Here is a 14734-nt window from a genome sequence, read left to right as displayed (position 1 = left end):
GGTGATTGACGTCCCTTGTGCTGGGAGAACGGGCGAGCTCGGCAATAGTTCCGCGCTAAAATATCAAGTTGCTGATTTATAATGTTTCTTTGGCCTGGCGATGGCACCAAGGGCCGTTCGTTCGGCTGCTCTGGACGACCCTTGATACCCTGCTCGAAGCGGACAGGCAGCCAACATGGCATTGCTGGAAAAGCTTGGCTTGCCTCTGTTCTTTTTCCGGTTGACCGGTCGAAGCACTCTCCCTATGTTCCGCGCAATTTCGAGGGCAGCGTTTCGAGCCCGCGGGAGCGCGTAGCTCAGCCGGTAGAGCAACTGACTTTTAATCAGTAGGTCATGGGTTCGAATCCCATCGCGCTCACCATTGTTTCAGATCAGCGCCGATAGTGGTCGAGGTCCAGCGCCTAGGCGCCGGAAGGCAGAAGCTCGACTTCCCGCGACGCGTGCTCCCGGGCGCTTTCCGACATAAGTTGCTGCGCAACCGGCTGCACATTTTCCTTAAAGGTGATGCACCTGTCGTAGATCTTCTTGGCCACGCGGTCCTTGCCAATGCGCTCCCATTCGGGCGTCCAGGGCGCATCCCAGTCAAAGTGCTGCGAGATGAGAAGTTCTCGGTCAAAGCATTGCGGATCCCGTTCCAAAATTTGGCGGGCTTCATCGGCCAATGGCGTATAGGCTTGGACCGCAGCCGTCTTTCTGGCGCGAGCAGCCGAATCCAGTTGGATTTCCACTTCGACAGCCCCCGGCACGTTGGGAACCGCGGCGGAGCAAAGCTGCTTGCGCCCCGGCTTCGTGCCTTGCAGACGCCTGTTGAGGGCATTGCCGAATGCAAACGCCAGATCATGCATCGGATTGTAGCCATCGACAGCGTCCGAGACGATTTGCACGTCCTGCATGTCAGGCAGATCTGCGCGGATTCTCCCCAGCACATCGGCAAAGACGCCACTATCCCTGGCCAACAGCGCTTTATACCAGGTGGCGTCCGGAATATCGCCGAACACCGCGCCTGCTGTTGCGCCGGCAGCTTCCACCAATTCGCGTGAATACCGGGTTCGGGAAGAGTGGCGTCCCCCGGAACCGTCCGTCAAAAGGTAGATTCGCGGTTTCTTGAGCTCAAGCCAGTGATGGATCCTGAGCTCATGCCCCGGATGGGCAAGGATCAGCACATGTTGCAACTTTTCAGGCAAAAAAACGGCTCCAATCCAGGTTTCGGCATACATCCGCCTTTTAGACCGCATCAAAGGCGACCAGGCATCAAAGGGTTTCACACATGAGTTGGCGCCGGCAATCTTTGTGCAACTTGTTTGGCCGATGCCTTCAAACTAAGAACGCTGCCTAGCATCTGTTATCCTCGCCGCCAATGCGGAGGTTGTGAAACAGCTAAGGAGGCGGCATTTGCGGGTTCTCATCACCAATCTGTTCGTGTCGTACAACAGCGGTACCGAAGCCGCTGTTGAATTGCTGGCCGATGGGCTTCGCCGCGGCGGTCATCAAACCATGTTGCTGGCTCCAACGCTTGGCGAGATGGCCGATCGAATGCGCCTGCGCGGACACCATGTGGTGGACCGAATTGCCGAGATCGTCGAAAAGCCCGACATAATTCACGCACAGCATTTGACGCCTTGCCTGACCGCGCTGGCGCGTTTTCCCGATGTACCAGCGGTGTTTTCCTGCCACAGCGCTTTCTTCGAGGTCGAAGCTCCCATGCTTCATCCGCAGATACGCCGCTGGATCGCAGTCGATGAAGCGTGCAAGGCCAAATGCCTGTCGCGCGGTGTGCCGGCGGACAGATTGGACGTCATCTACAATGCAATTGACCTTGAACGCTTCAAACAGCGTCCGCCCCTGCCATCGAAGCCTCTGAAGGGGCTTCTGCTGACCAAGAATTTCGAGCATCAGCAAGCGGTGCGCGAAGCCTGCGCCAGGAGCAATATGCAACTGGATGAGTTGGGACCCGCCACGGGCCGGTTTTCACATCAACTCGAAAAGGATCTGCTGCAATACGATATCGTGTTCGCAACCGCCCGGATGGCCATTGAAGCCGCAGCAGTGGGATGCTCGGTCGTGGTCTGCGACGCGCGTGGTTTCGCCGGTTTGCTCGACACGGCAAATATGGAGGCATGGCGGCGAATGAACCTCGGCGTCGGCCTTCTGACCAGGCCGACCACTGTCGACAACCTGATGGAGGCGTTGTCAAAATTCGACGCCGACGACGCCGCGGAGGTCTGTGCATACTTTCGAAAGGTGGCGGGTGCCGAGCATTTCATCAACGAGCACCTTCGCACCTACAGTCAGGCCATTGAGACGAATGTCCAAACGACGGACGATGAGCGATCGCTCGCCACCGCATCCTGGATCGAGGAGATAGGCGTTTCGCGCGAACGCCGCAGATGGTTCAGTGTCGCCAACGAAATTGGCGGTGCCTGGCGTGATTCTTCAGAACAGGCGACGCTTCTCGATCTGCTCAGGTCGAACACAAGAACCTTGGAGAGTGGTGCCGCAGCACTGACGGACCTTGGCGAACGGGTCAAATCCTTTGGCTCCGATGCGCTCCTCAACGTGGCCCATGATAGCCAGGCCCGACTATATCGGCTTGAAGGGCAGCTTTCCGGCCTTTCAAGCGCTGTCGTTGATAGCGCCGCTTCGCTCCACAACGTGGCCCATGATAGCCAAGCCCGATTGCATCGACTTGAAGGGCAGCTATCCAGCCTTTCAAGCTCTGTCGCTGATGGTTCTGCTTCCCTCAACAGCGCGACCCAGGACAGTCGGGCTGCATTGCATCGAATTGACGGAGAGCTGTCACGCCTTTCAAATTTCGTCAATGAGAGCAAACGGCTCTACAACGGCATGATACCGCTTTTTATAAGAAAAATGTTTCGTCGGGCTCGGGGGCGAGGTTGAAGGTGTCTGGAGGCGTTCGTGGCTATTCAATTTGCACATCGCCAAGGTCCGGCAGCAATTATCTGTGCCAGCATCTCAGCAGCACCGGAATGCTCGGGCATCCGCTCGAGTATTTCAATTGGAGGGGACGCCGATTTTTCGACGATCCAAATTTTCCCGAAGATGTAGCCGGGCAGGTCGAAAAAATTCTCACCATGGGCGCAACCGCCAATCGTATCTATGGTCTGAAAATTTTTGCCCACCAGCATGATTGGATTTCAAGCGAAATAGGCTGGTTCGACGCGCTTCCGAATCTTCGGCTCATCTTTCTATCAAGGCGGGACCTCCTCGGTCAGGCAATTTCCTGGGTCAGGGCCCTCCAAACCGGTCAATACCGCTCTACTCAACCGGTGAGCCAAGAAACGGTTTTCGATGCCGAGCTGATCCAGAGGCAACTCGATGCGCTGGTTCGGGAGAGGGCGCGTTGGGAGATGTTCTTTGCCCGGACCGGGATTGATCCTCTCAGGCTTGAATACGAGTCGATAGTCGCGGATCCCCTGAATGCCATCCGTCAAGTCGCGGACATGATGGGTGTGACGCTCCAACGCAGCCCGGATTTGACCAGCATCGTGATCCAGCAACAGCGAGACTCAATCAGCTTCGATTGGGCCGATCGTTTCAGGCGTGAGCGGGGCAATCGAAATACGCTGGACTTTGTGTAGGGCTGCCTGCATGCGGTGACGAACATCGAACCGGTCGGGGATCGACGCTGCCCTTCAGCGACCTTCGAACACCAGCGAAACATGTCCGCCGGCATGCCGCTCGAGCCGGCCGGCGAGGTCGAGCTCCAGGAGCACCATGAACACCTGGGCCGGATGCAGGCCGGTGTGGCGGATGATCTCGTCGACCGACACCGGCGTCGGGCCGAGTGCCTCGATGACGCGGGCGCGGTCGCTTTCGCCGGGCGGCGGCGTGACTGAGAAGTCGGGCGGGTCTTGAAACGGCGGCATATCCGGCGCCCGCAAACCGGTCAGTGGCGCGATTGCCCTGGAAATGTCCGATGCCTCGGTGACCAGGGTGGCGCCATCCTTGAGTAGTCCGTTGGCGCCGGCGGCGCGCGGATCCAGCGGCGAGCCCGGCACGGCGAAGACCAGCCGGCCCATTTCGCCGGCAAGCCTGGCGCTGATCAGTGATCCAGAGCGCTGCGCTGCCTCGACCACCACCAGCCCAAGGGCCGCGCCCGCGACAAGGCGGTTGCGGCGCGGAAAATCCTGGGCGCGCGGCTGCCAGCCGAACGGCATTTCTGAAATGACGGCGCCGCGCTCGGCAATTTCCTCGCACAAGCCGGCGTTTTCGGGCGGATAGGGCAGGTCGAGCCCTCCGGCCAGCACACCGATCGTGCCGGTCGACAGACTGCCCTGATGTGCTGCCGTGTCGATGCCGCGCGCCAGTCCCGAGACGATGCCGTAGCCGTCGCGGCCAAGCTCGGCGGCCAGCATGCGCGCCATCTTGATGCCGGCCAGCGATGCGTTGCGGGCACCGACGATGGCGACCCCCGGCAGCCGGAACACGGCGGCATTTCCCTTGACCGCCAACAGTGGCGGCGGATGGTCCATGCTGCGCAACAGCGGTGGATAGTCGGGCTCTCCGATGCCGACAAAGCGCGCGCCGGCCTTTCGGGCTGTCTCCAATTCGGCCTCGGCTTCGGCGATCGACGGGATGCGGGCGATGCGGTTGGCGCCGCCCGAAATCATCAATTCCGGAAGGATTTCCAGCGCAACCTCGGCCGAACCGAAGCGGTTGATCAGGTCGCGAAAGGAGGCGGGACCGACATTCTGGGTGCGGATCAGCCGCAGCCAACTCACCCGCTGCCGGTCGCTGAGGCGCGGCCCGGCGGCGGGTTCGCTCACGTCTTGGCTCCGATCTTGCCCTCGGTGCCGGCAAGCACGCGCGAAATGTTTTCCCTGTGTTTGATGAAGACGATGATGCTCATCACCACGAACAGGGCGGCAATCTGCGGCGTGCTCAGGAAATAGAGGGCGATCGGCACGGCGATGGCCGCCGTCAACGCTGCCAGTGAGGAGTATCGGAACAGGAAGGCCATCACCAGCCAGAGGACGGCGAAGATCAGCGCCACCTGCCAGGCAAGGCCGATGAGCACGCCGAGATAGGTCGCGACGCCCTTGCCGCCCCTGAAGCCCAGCCATGCCGGGAAGAGATGGCCGAGAAAGGCGCCGAGACCGGCCCAAATCGCCAATTCAGGGGCGAAATGGCCTGTTATCAACACGGCGACGGTGCCCTTCAGCGCGTCGAGCAGCAGAGTAGCGGCGGCAAGTCCCTTGTTGCCGGTGCGCAGCACATTGGTGGCGCCGATGTTGCCCGAGCCGATCTTGCGCACATCGCCAAGGCCGGCCGCGCGGGTGAGCAGAAGTCCGAAGGGAATCGAGCCCAGGAGATAGCCGAACACCAGCGCCGGGATGAGGCTGTAAGTCATTGTTTCCCCCGCATTTCCCCAAAATGGCCGGATCAGGCGCGGTGCGCGGTGGCCAGCTCAGATTGAGAACACTGTGCGGCCCGCCACCAGCGTTTGCAAGACCTTGCCCTGCAACCGCGCGCCTTCGAAACAGGTGTTTTTCGAACGCGAACGAATGCTGCTCTCGGCGACGATCCAGGGTTCGTCCAGATCGACCAGCGCAAGATCGGCAACCGCCCCCGGCTTCAGCGTGCCGCCGGGCAGGCCGAACAGCCTTGCCGGTGCCGTCGATAGCATCTCGATCAGCCTGAGCAACGGCACGTCACCATTGTGGTAGAGCCGCAATGCCGCGCCCAGCAGGGTTTCGAGGCCAACGGCGCCGGCCGCCGCATCCGCAAAGGGCAGGCGCTTGGTGTCGACATCCTGCGGATCGTGCGAGGAGACGATGATATCGATGGTCCCGTCCCTGACCGCCTCGATCATCGCCAGCCGGTCTTCCTCGGCGCGCAACGGCGGTGTCAGGCGGAAGAAGGTGCGGTATTCGCCGACATCGTTTTCGTTGAGCGACAGATTGTGGATCGCCACGCCCGATGTCACGGTCGCGCCGTCGGCTTTCGCGCGCGTCACAGCGTTTGCCGCCATCGCGGTCGAGATCTTCGCCGCATGATACGAACCGCGTGTCAACCGTGCCAGCGCAAGGTCGCGCTCCAGCGGGATGGATTCGGCTTCGCGCGGGATGCCGGAAAGGCCGAGCCAGCTGGCGTATAGGCCTTCGTTCATGACGCCGGACGTACCGAGGTCGGCGTCCTGCGTTTCATGCACGATGGTGGCGCCGAAGTCGCGCGCATAGGTCAGCGCGCGGCGCATCACCAGGGCGCTTGATATGGTGTGGCGGCCATCGGTGAACGCGACGGCGCCGGCTTCGCGCAGCAGGCCGAACTCGGTCATCTCGCGGCCGTCGAGGCCCTTGGTGATCGCCGCCGCCGGGAAGACGTTGACGCTTGCCGTGTCCTTGGCGGTGCGCAGCACGAACTCGACCAGCGCCACATTGTCGATCACCGGGTCGGTATCGGGCATCATCACGATGGAGGTGACGCCGCCGGCCGCCGCGGCGACACTGGCCGAAGCGATGGTTTCGCGATGCTCGCCGCCCGGCTCGCCGATGAAGACGCGGCCGTCGATCAGGCCTGGAATGATCGCCTTGCCGGCGCAGTCGACGACTGTCGCCCCCCCGGGCGCTCCCTGGTTCAGCGCTGCCTTGCCGGCACCGACGATCTTGCGGCCATCGACGATGACGGTGCCGACCTCGTCGACACCGCGCGATGGGTCGACAATGCGAGCGCGCTCAAAGACCGTTATGCTCATGCGCCGCGGCCCTCTTGATTTCGGCCCTCGTGATTGCGACGCGGGTCGAGCAGCGCTTCCATCACCGCCATGCGCACGGCAACGCCCATCTCGACCTGTTCCTGGATGACACTTTGCGGGCCGTCGGCGATTTCCGAGGCGATCTCGACGCCGCGGTTCATCGGGCCGGGATGCATCACCAGCGCGTCGTCCTTGGCGGCCTTCAGCTTTTCGGCATCGAGGCCGAAATAGCGGAAATATTCGCGCACCGAAGGCACGAAGGCGCCTTCCATGCGCTCGCGCTGCAGGCGCAGCATCATCACCACGTCGGCGCCCTTGAGGCCTTCGGCCATCGAGCGGGTGACGATGACGCCCATTTTCTCGATGCCGACAGGCAACAGGGTCGACGGTGCGACGACCCGCACCTGCGCGCCGAGCGCGTTGAGCAGCATGATGTTGGAGCGCGCCACGCGCGAGTGCAGGATGTCGCCGCAGATCGCCACGATCAGCTTCGACAGCGGACCCTTGGCGCGGCGGATGGTCAGCGCATCGAGCAGAGCCTGTGTCGGGTGTTCATGCGCGCCGTCACCGGCATTGACCACCGAACAGCCGACCTTCTGCGCCAAAAGGGCGGCAGCGCCCGCCGACTGGTGGCGGATGATCAAGATATCGGGCCGCATGGCATTCAGCGTCATCGCCGTATCGATTAGCGTCTCGCCCTTCTTCACCGATGAGCTCGCCACCGACATGTTCATGACATCGGCGCCGAGTCGCTTTCCGGCGAGCTCGAACGACGATTGCGTGCGCGTAGAAGCTTCATAGAAGAGGTTGATCTGGGTGCGGCCGCGCAGCGTCGAGGTCTTCTTCTCGGACTGCCGTGAAATCGCGACCGCCCGATCCGCCCGGTCGAGCAGAAGCTCGATGTCGGCGGGGGAAAGATCGCGGATGCCCAGAAGATGGCGGTGAGGGTAGAGTGGCAGGGACGAAGCGTCGGTCATCTCAAGGCGCTGCTATAGGGTGGAGATTTTGCGGCTGCAAGCGCCAGCTTTGCATTGGAGCCGTTCTCCCCGGTATTTTCATCGCGCGCGTTGTATGGCTTGGCTATATCTAGCCGATGGCCTCGGATTCGTGGTTTTCTGACGATAGGGACCTTTCTCCCGACAAAAGGATTGGGCGTGACCGACGACGTGACGAACCAGCCGCCGCCTCTGACGGGCGGCAACGCCTGGCGGGGCGATCCGTTGCTGATCCAGCTTGCGGAGCGCTTTTCCGATCCAGTGCGCAAGGACCTCGACGGGCTCGGCCGTTTCGTGCTGACGCAGGAGGCGCAGGAACTCGCCCGCCTCGCCAATGTCGAGACGCCGAAGCTCAGGACGCATGACCGCCAGGGACGGCGCATAGATGTGGTCGAGTTCCATCCCGCCTATCATGCCTTGATGCGCCGCTCGGTGGCCAATGGGCTGCATTCGTCGGTGTGGGAAAACGGCGACGCCGAGATTGGCCGCCGCCACCAGGTCCGCGCTGCCCGTTTCTATCTGACGGCGGAGCTCGAGACCGGGCATCTGTGTCCGATCACCATGACCAATGCTTCCCTGGCGGCATTGATGGCCAGCCCAAAACTGTTTCGCGAATGGGCGCCGCGGGTGACGACGCGCAAATACGACCAGGGCCAGAAGCCACCGGTCGAAAAGACCGGGCTGACGCTCGGCATGGGCATGACCGAGAAGCAGGGCGGCACGGATGTGCGCGCCAATGTGACAAGGGCGGAACGCGCCGGTAGCGGGTTCTATCGCCTGACCGGGCACAAATGGTTCATGTCGGCGCCGATGTCGGATGCGTTCCTGGTGCTCGCACAGGCGCCGGAGGGACTGTCCTGCTTCCTCGTGCCACGCGTTCTCGGCGACGGCTCGGGCAACGGTTTCCGCTTCCAGCGGCTGAAGGACAAGCTCGGCAACCGGTCCAATGCCTCTTCCGAGGTGGAATTCGTCAACGCCATCGGCGAGATGGTCGGCGAACCGGGTGCGGGCGTGAAGACGATCATGGACATGGTGACCTTGACCCGGCTCGACTGTGCGGTCGCATCTTCGGCGATCATGCGTGCAGGTCTTGCCGAAGCCGTTCATCATGCCCGCCATCGACAGGTGTTCGGCACCAATCTGATCGAGCAGCCGCTGATGCAGCGCGTGCTGGCCGACATGGCGCTCGATGTCGCCGCCGCAACCGCGCTGTCGTTCCGGCTGGCGCGGTCCTTCGACGAGGCGGCGAGCGATCGCGGCGAGGCGGCATTCGCCCGCGCCATGACGCCGGTCGTCAAATACTGGGTCTGCAAGATCGCGCCGCCTTTACTCTACGAGGCGATGGAATGCCTCGGCGGCAACGGCTATGTCGAGGAGGCGCCGCTCGCCCGCTACTATCGCGAGGCCCCGGTCAATGCGATCTGGGAAGGATCCGGCAATGTCATGGCGCTCGACGTGCTGCGCGTGCTAGGCCGCGCGCCGGGCCTGTTCGAGGATGTGCTGGCCGGTATCGACCGTGACCTTGGCGCCGGCGGGCGCGGCACGATCGGCGTGCTAAAGGCGGCGATGCAGGTCGCAGCAACCGACGACGGCTCGGCCCGGCTGCTTACCGAACAGCTGGCGCTATCGGCGGCGGCGGCGGAATTGCGCCGGCTGGGGGCAGGGCGAATCGCCGACGCGTTCGTCGAGACGCGGCTCGCCGGCCAGTGGCGCAACACCTATGGCATGCTCGATTCGCGTCATGACGCGCGCATGATCATCGACACGCTCTATCCGCCTGTGAATTGAGTTTGCAAGATCGCAAATAACCGGCGCCATCGATCATTTTGAGGCGCCGGCGAGCCTCCACACGCGCGTCACTAATCGCCGTTAACCTTAACAAATGGTTTCCGTTGCGGTGACGAGCGGCAAAGCCCAGTGTCGCGGCGAGAGCAAGGAATGGTTCAAATTGGCCAAATCCCTGCTTTGCGAACCAGGAATGCCGATGCGACATGTACTGACCTCTTTTCTGGCCTTGCACTGGGCGATCGTTTTCGCCCTGCTTGCGTTCATCTGCATCGACGGAAACCGTGGTGTGGCTGCGGCGCTGGGCGTGTTGGGTGCCACCATCGAGGGCACTCGCTTCATCGACCTCGACAACGCCATCGTCGTGGCCCCGCTCGCCACCGCCTTGCTGGTCGTCGCTGTGCTGTTCTTCTGGGCCTTTGTCGAAACCCTGATCAATGACGCGACCAGCCAGGGCGTCGACAGCGTCGCCCGCATCGCATTCATCTCCGCGTCCGGCGTGTTGTCGCTGATCGTCGTCGGCGGCGCCGCGCAAGGCATCAACGGGCTGTTCATGGTTGTGGCGGTGCAGCTGGCGGCACTTCTGGCATCTTATGTTGCCATGCTTGCCGAGCGACGGTCTGTTGCGGCGGTTGCTCAGGGCGATATCGAAATCAGCGTCGCCGCGCACGGCATGGCCGAGGCTGCGGCCCACAATTCGCTGCTTTCGCTCATATCGGGCCGGACAGGCCCGAATCCCAGGGGAGGCCGCTGATGCGTTACATCTTCGCATTGTGGGCGGCCCCGATGGCGTTGTTCTGGGGCTGGTTCTACCTGTCGCTCAACGACATGAACTTCGGTTATGTCATGCTGAGCCGGCGGCTGCACGACTTCGTCTTCCAGCTCTATGGCCAGATGCTCGGTATCGATCCGGCGACCATCCCCGGCATGGTGGCAAAGGCCTGTGTCTTCGATGGGTTTCTGCTGATGGCGCTGTGGGCGTTTCGCCGCCGCCGCGAAATCGCCGGCTGGATCAAGCGGCGTTGGGCGGGTCCGGTTCCGTTCGATCGGATGCGTGGAGCGACTGAAGCCGGTCCAAAACTCCCTGCAGAATAAACGCGGCTGCCGCCGAATCGATCTTGCTGGCGCGTTTGCGGCGCGAGAAATCCATCTCGATCAGCGTCCTTTCGGCCGCGACCGTCGATAGCCTTTCGTCCCAGAGCACGAAGGGCAGGTCGCTCACCTGCGCCATGTTGCGGACGAAGGCGCGCGATTTCTGCGCGCGCGGCCCTTCCGAACCGTCCATGTTGATCGGCAGTCCGATCACAACCGCGCCGGCATTCTCCTTCTGCAGCAAGGCTAACAGCACGACAGCGTCGAGCGAGAATTTCCTTCGCATGATGACCGGGCGCGGATGGGCAAAGGAGAACCTCTGGTCCGAGACGGCGACGCCGATCGTCTTGTCGCCGAGGTCAAGCCCTGCCAACGTTTTGCCGCCGGCAAGCCGCGCCGGCAATTCCTCGATCGTGATAATGCCCAATGGCCGTCCTTCGCCCTTCACCGCCATGTGTTCTCTCAGACACACAACGGACACAGTAACCCTTTGATCTCAGGGCTATCGGCGTTCTATCCTTTGGCAAGGCAAAAATCGAGGAAAGCATTCATGAAATTGACCTGGTACGGCCACTCGGCGTTTCGCATCGAAACCGCTGACGCCAAGATCCTCATCGACCCCTATCTGATCGGCAATCCGTCCTGGACAGGCGGCTGGGAAGGGCCGGCCGAGGGGATCACGCATGTGCTGCTGACGCACGGTCACAGCGACCACATCAGCGGCGCGCTGGAAGTGCTGGGCAAAAGCGGCGCCCAGTTGGTCGCCAATTTCGAAATCTGCATGTACCTGGTGGGCAAGGGCGCCAGCGACAAGAAGATCAACCCGGGCAACATCGGCGGCACCGTCGATTGCGGCGGCTTCACCACCACCTTTGTCCAGGCGCTGCACTCCTCCTCGTTCCCCGGCGATGGCGGCCAGAACACCTATCTCGGCAATCCGGGCGGCCTCGTCCTGCATTTCCCGGAAGACCGGACGCTCTATCACATGGGCGACACCGACATCTTTTCCGACATGGCACTGATCAACGAGTTGCATGAGCCGAAGATTGGCATCGTGCCGATTGGTGACCGCTTCACCATGGGCGGTGCGGTGGCCGCGCTCGCCTGCCGCCGCTTCTTCAAATTCGAAACTGTGGTTCCCTGTCACTTCGGCACGTTTCCGATGATCGATCCGACCGCCGATAAGTTCGAGGCGGGCCTGGAAGGATCCGGCCTGAAGTTGGCATTGCCGAAGGTCGGTGAGACGATTACGATTTAGAAGCAACTAATGCGGAATGAAACCATGGCCTTGAGGCAGTGTCTTTGCGTGTCCGTGTTGGTCGCGGCGTCGCCCGCGTTCGCCGCTGACGATTTCATCGAAGGCGTCTACCTCCAGTCCGAGGACCTCTGCACACAGGCCAGGAAGGCTACGCTGCAGACGCTGATCGACGCTGGCAACATCGTGCTTTCGGCGCACGGCCTGCAAGGTGTCGAATACAATTGCGAGTTCGTACAGATCAGCAAGGCGACAGCCTCGCCAAGCTGGGCGGTGACGGCCATCTGCCAGGAACCGGGTTATGTGTTTCCCGACGTCCTTTCAGTGACCCAAATGAGCTCGACGCAGATCGATCTCGTCTCGGTCCGGCCCGCCGATGACGAAAGCGAGGCGAACGGCAACAGCGGCAGCTACTATCTGTGCGAGGGCGTTGCCCTGCCATAGGCAGCATCTTGTCCGTGGCCCGACGACAGAAGAGCTAGGCCGACGCCTGGTTCTCTCGCACGATGCATGTTGCGCCGCGCGCGCGGCGCCGCTATAGCCCGAACTGGTTTTCCCCGAGGCAAAACATGTCCGTTGACGTCAAGACAGTGAAGCGCGTCGCGCGTCTCGCCCGCATTGCGGTGAGCGAAGAAGATGCCGAACGCATGACCGGCGAGTTGAACGCCATCCTCGGCTTCGTCGAGCAGTTGAACGAGGTCGACGTTTCCGGCGTCGAGCCAATGACCTCGGTGACGCCTATGGACATGAAGAAGCGCCAAGACGTCGTCACCGACGGCAACAAGGCCGCCGATATCGTAGCCAACGCACCGGCGACCGAAGAGAATTTCTTCCTCGTGCCGAAGGTCGTGGAGTAGCGCGCCGATGGCTATCGAGATCGCCGTTGAAACGCCGCTGCAGGACGACGTGCGCGGTCTGGTCAACGAGCTCAACCAAACGCTGCTCGAACTGACGCCGCCGGAGCACTGCTACCACCTGACGGTCGAGCAGATGGCTGGTGAGGATACGACCGTTTTCATCGCCCGCGACAACGGCCTGGCCATCGGTTGCGGTGCGCTGAAGCGTCATGACGGCGCCATCGGCGAGGTCAAGCGCATGTACACGCGGCCTTCGCATCGCGGACGCAAGATCGGCGCCAGCATTGTCGAGCGGGTCGAGGCGCTGGCGCGCAACGAGGGGCTGAAACGGCTGGTGCTGGAGACCGGCGATCGCCATCCAGCCGCGTGGACCGTCTACGAACGCGCCGGGTTTTCGCGCTGCGGCCCGGTGCTGGATTATCCCGATTCCGAGTGGTCGGTGTTTTACGAAAAGAGCCTCTGATGAGCGACCTGACCCAACTGACGATTTCGCAGGCCCGCGCCAAGCTGCGCGGCAAGGAAATCACCGCGACCGAGATCACCGAGGCTTATCTCGCGGCCATCGATCGCGCCAATCCGACGCTCAATGCCTATGTGGCGGTGACCGGCGACAAGGCGCGCGACATGGCGAAGGCGTCCGACGCCAAGCTGGTCAGGGGCGAGGGCGGTGCGCTGGAAGGCATCCCGCTCGGCATCAAGGACCTGTTCGGCACCGAAGGCGTCCATACCCAGGCCTGCAGCCATGTGCTCGACGGGTTCAAGCCGCGCTACGAATCGACCGTTACCACCAATCTGTGGTCCGACGGCGCGGTCATGCTGGGCAAGCTCAACATGGACGAGTTCGCCATGGGCTCGTCCAACGAGACGTCCTACTACGGCCCGGTCATTAACCCGTGGCGGCGCTCGCGCCTCGACACGGTGGTGATGCCGACCACGCATCAGGGCGACGGCGGCTTCGTCTCGGCTGGCGGCACCAGGACCGCGCGCAGCCTGGACAATGCACAACTGGTGCCGGGTGGTTCTTCCGGCGGTTCGGCCACGGCAGTCTCCGCCTTCCTGTGCGCCGGCGCGACGGCGACGGATACGGGCGGCTCGATCCGCCAGCCGGCCGCCTTCACCGGCACCGTCGGCATCAAGCCGACCTATGGACGCTGCTCGCGCTGGGGCATCGTCGCCTTTGCCTCGTCGCTCGACCAGGCCGGACCGATCGCCCGCGACGTGCGCGATGCGGCGATCCTTTTGAAATCGATGGCCTCCGTCGACCCGAAGGACACGACCTCGGTCGACCGGCCGGTGCCGGACTATGAGGCGGCGATCGGCAAGCCGATCAAGGGCATGAAGGTCGGCATCCCCAAGGAGTACCGCGTCGACGGCATGCCCGAAGAGATCGAGGCGTTGTGGCAGAAGGGCATTGCCTGGCTGAAGGACGCCGGCGCCGAGATCGTCGATATTTCCCTGCCGCACACCAAATACGCGCTGCCGGCGTATTACATCGTCGCGCCCGCCGAGGCGTCATCCAACCTCGCGCGCTACGACGGCGTCCGCTACGGGCTGCGCGTGCCGGGCAAGGACATCGTCGACATGTATGAGAAGACCCGCGCCGCCGGTTTCGGCCGCGAGGTCAAGCGCCGCATCATGATCGGCACCTATGTGCTGTCGGCCGGCTATTACGACGCCTACTATCTGCAGGCGCAGAAGGTGCGCAATCTGATCAAGCGCGACTTCGAGAATGTCTTCGCCGCCGGCGTCGATGTCATCCTGACCCCGGCGACACCATCCGCCGCCTTCGGCATCGCTGATGAGGACATGGCGGCCGATCCGGTCAAGATGTATCTGAACGACATCTTCACCGTCACGGTGAACATGGCCGGCCTGCCGGGCATCGCCGTGCCGGCGGGTCTGGACGCCAAGGGCCTGCCGCTTGGCCTGCAGCTGATCGGCCGGCCGTTCGATGAGGAAACCCTGTTCCAGACCGCCGCCGTGATCGAGCAGGCGGCCGGCACATTCCAGCCGGAGAAGTGGTGGTAAGGATGTC

General features: G+C 62.5%; 16 protein-coding genes and 1 tRNA gene. 11 read left to right on the top strand and 6 right to left on the bottom strand.

The window, feature by feature from the left end; all coding sequences use genetic code 11:
* Window positions 1–285: 285 nt before the first annotated feature.
* Window positions 286–361: transfer RNA gene (locus AC0ZT5_RS03970), tRNA-Lys, on the top strand.
* A 40-nt stretch (window positions 362–401) separates the two neighbouring features.
* Here AC0ZT5_RS03970 and AC0ZT5_RS03965 read toward each other — a convergent pair.
* Entirely contained in the window at window positions 402–1217 is an 816-nt protein-coding gene (locus AC0ZT5_RS03965; protein WP_488495365.1) for a hypothetical protein, read from the bottom strand.
* A gap of 175 nt (window positions 1218–1392) precedes the next feature.
* Here AC0ZT5_RS03965 and AC0ZT5_RS03960 point away from each other — a divergent pair, with 175 nt between their 5' ends.
* Together AC0ZT5_RS03960 and AC0ZT5_RS03955 are read left to right on the top strand one after the other, a co-directional pair.
* Window positions 1393–2898 (top strand): glycosyltransferase, encoded by a 1506-nt coding sequence (locus AC0ZT5_RS03960; RefSeq protein ID WP_488495364.1) that lies wholly within the window; start codon window positions 1393–1395, stop codon window positions 2896–2898.
* Window positions 2899–2900: 2 nt separating this feature from the next.
* Window positions 2901–3599, top strand: a complete 699-nt coding sequence (locus AC0ZT5_RS03955) for a Stf0 family sulfotransferase (protein WP_488495363.1) — start codon at window positions 2901–2903, stop codon at window positions 3597–3599.
* 54 nt (window positions 3600–3653) lie between these two features.
* Here AC0ZT5_RS03955 and dprA read toward each other — a convergent pair whose 3' ends face one another.
* Genes dprA through AC0ZT5_RS03935 form a run of 4 tightly spaced genes read right to left on the bottom strand, consistent with a single transcriptional unit; the run spans window position 3654 to window position 7692 of the window.
* A complete protein-coding gene (dprA, locus tag AC0ZT5_RS03950) occupies window positions 3654–4787 on the bottom strand; it encodes a DNA-processing protein DprA (RefSeq protein WP_488495362.1) in 1134 nt (377 codons plus the stop codon).
* A complete protein-coding gene (plsY, locus tag AC0ZT5_RS03945) occupies window positions 4784–5371 on the bottom strand; it encodes a glycerol-3-phosphate 1-O-acyltransferase PlsY (RefSeq protein ID WP_488495361.1) in 588 nt (195 codons plus the stop codon). Before plsY ends, dprA begins: the two co-directional genes overlap by 4 nt.
* A 57-nt stretch (window positions 5372–5428) precedes the next feature.
* Entirely contained in the window at window positions 5429–6715 is a 1287-nt protein-coding gene (locus tag AC0ZT5_RS03940) for a dihydroorotase (protein WP_488495360.1), read from the bottom strand.
* Window positions 6712–7692 (bottom strand): aspartate carbamoyltransferase catalytic subunit, encoded by a 981-nt coding sequence (locus tag AC0ZT5_RS03935; protein WP_488495359.1) that lies wholly within the window; start codon window positions 7690–7692, stop codon window positions 6712–6714. The genes AC0ZT5_RS03940 and AC0ZT5_RS03935 overlap by 4 nt, the downstream gene beginning before the upstream one ends.
* A 177-nt stretch (window positions 7693–7869) precedes the next feature.
* Here AC0ZT5_RS03935 and AC0ZT5_RS03930 point away from each other — a divergent pair, with 177 nt between their 5' ends.
* The 3 genes from AC0ZT5_RS03930 (at window position 7870) to AC0ZT5_RS03920 (ending at window position 10590) form a co-directional block, all read left to right on the top strand.
* Window positions 7870–9498, top strand: a complete 1629-nt coding sequence (locus tag AC0ZT5_RS03930) for an acyl-CoA dehydrogenase family protein (RefSeq protein WP_184874128.1) — start codon at window positions 7870–7872, stop codon at window positions 9496–9498.
* A gap of 196 nt (window positions 9499–9694) precedes the next feature.
* Window positions 9695–10249 carry a hypothetical protein gene (locus tag AC0ZT5_RS03925; protein ID WP_488495358.1) on the top strand — a complete coding sequence of 185 codons (555 nt, stop codon included), beginning with the start codon at window positions 9695–9697 and terminating at the stop codon, window positions 10247–10249.
* Window positions 10249–10590 carry a DUF6105 family protein gene (locus AC0ZT5_RS03920; RefSeq protein WP_477288773.1) on the top strand — a complete coding sequence of 114 codons (342 nt, stop codon included), beginning with the start codon at window positions 10249–10251 and terminating at the stop codon, window positions 10588–10590. Before AC0ZT5_RS03925 ends, AC0ZT5_RS03920 begins: the two co-directional genes overlap by 1 nt.
* Here AC0ZT5_RS03920 and ruvX read toward each other — a convergent pair.
* Window positions 10508–11014, bottom strand: coding sequence for a Holliday junction resolvase RuvX (gene ruvX, locus AC0ZT5_RS03915; protein ID WP_488495357.1), 507 nt, complete (start codon window positions 11012–11014; stop codon window positions 10508–10510). The two genes, AC0ZT5_RS03920 and ruvX, sit on opposite strands and share 83 nt — an antisense overlap.
* 123 nt (window positions 11015–11137) lie before the next feature.
* On the opposite strand from ruvX, the gene AC0ZT5_RS03910 reads away from it, so the two are divergent.
* From AC0ZT5_RS03910 to AC0ZT5_RS03890, 5 genes are all read left to right on the top strand, one after another.
* Window positions 11138–11845, top strand: coding sequence for a metal-dependent hydrolase (locus AC0ZT5_RS03910; RefSeq protein WP_488495356.1), 708 nt, complete (start codon window positions 11138–11140; stop codon window positions 11843–11845).
* Window positions 11846–11869: 24 nt separating this feature from the next.
* Complete coding sequence (locus AC0ZT5_RS03905) at window positions 11870–12286, top strand: hypothetical protein (RefSeq protein WP_488495355.1); 417 nt, start codon at window positions 11870–11872, stop codon at window positions 12284–12286.
* Between the two features lie 125 nt (window positions 12287–12411).
* Complete coding sequence (gene gatC, locus AC0ZT5_RS03900) at window positions 12412–12699, top strand: Asp-tRNA(Asn)/Glu-tRNA(Gln) amidotransferase subunit GatC (RefSeq protein WP_095091833.1); 288 nt, start codon at window positions 12412–12414, stop codon at window positions 12697–12699.
* A gap of 7 nt (window positions 12700–12706) precedes the next feature.
* Window positions 12707–13162, top strand: a complete 456-nt coding sequence (locus AC0ZT5_RS03895; protein ID WP_488495354.1) for a GNAT family N-acetyltransferase — start codon at window positions 12707–12709, stop codon at window positions 13160–13162.
* The gene (locus AC0ZT5_RS03890; protein WP_488495353.1) at window positions 13162–14727 is read left to right on the top strand and encodes an amidase; all 1566 of its coding nucleotides are present in this window, start codon (window positions 13162–13164) and stop codon (window positions 14725–14727) included. The genes AC0ZT5_RS03895 and AC0ZT5_RS03890 overlap by 1 nt, the downstream gene beginning before the upstream one ends.
* The last annotated feature ends 7 nt before the right edge of the window (window positions 14728–14734 follow it).

The organism is Mesorhizobium sp. CNPSo 4670, assembly GCF_057784235.1.
The sequence above is the reverse complement of the archived record's forward strand: the minus strand, read 5'-3'. Positions and strand labels throughout refer to the sequence as shown.

Excerpts from the sequence above, each read along its gene's own strand:
- plsY (WP_488495361.1), bottom strand. The coding sequence starts at position 5,371 with ATGACTTACAGCCTCATCCCGGCGCTGGTGTTCGGCTATCTCCTGGGC.
- AC0ZT5_RS03935 (WP_488495359.1), bottom strand. The coding sequence starts at position 7,692 with ATGACCGACGCTTCGTCCCTGCCACTCTACCCTCACCGCCATCTTCTG.
- AC0ZT5_RS03925 (WP_488495358.1), top strand. The coding sequence starts at position 9,695 with ATGCGACATGTACTGACCTCTTTTCTGGCCTTGCACTGGGCGATCGTT.
- gatC (WP_095091833.1), top strand. The coding sequence starts at position 12,412 with ATGTCCGTTGACGTCAAGACAGTGAAGCGCGTCGCGCGTCTCGCCCGC.
- AC0ZT5_RS03890 (WP_488495353.1), top strand. The coding sequence starts at position 13,162 with ATGAGCGACCTGACCCAACTGACGATTTCGCAGGCCCGCGCCAAGCTG.
- AC0ZT5_RS03895 (WP_488495354.1), top strand. The coding sequence starts at position 12,707 with ATGGCTATCGAGATCGCCGTTGAAACGCCGCTGCAGGACGACGTGCGC.
- AC0ZT5_RS03910 (WP_488495356.1), top strand. The coding sequence starts at position 11,138 with ATGAAATTGACCTGGTACGGCCACTCGGCGTTTCGCATCGAAACCGCT.
- AC0ZT5_RS03920 (WP_477288773.1), top strand. The coding sequence starts at position 10,249 with ATGCGTTACATCTTCGCATTGTGGGCGGCCCCGATGGCGTTGTTCTGG.
- AC0ZT5_RS03940 (WP_488495360.1), bottom strand. The coding sequence starts at position 6,715 with ATGAGCATAACGGTCTTTGAGCGCGCTCGCATTGTCGACCCATCGCGC.
- AC0ZT5_RS03905 (WP_488495355.1), top strand. The coding sequence starts at position 11,870 with ATGGCCTTGAGGCAGTGTCTTTGCGTGTCCGTGTTGGTCGCGGCGTCG.
- AC0ZT5_RS03965 (WP_488495365.1), bottom strand. The coding sequence starts at position 1,217 with ATGTATGCCGAAACCTGGATTGGAGCCGTTTTTTTGCCTGAAAAGTTG.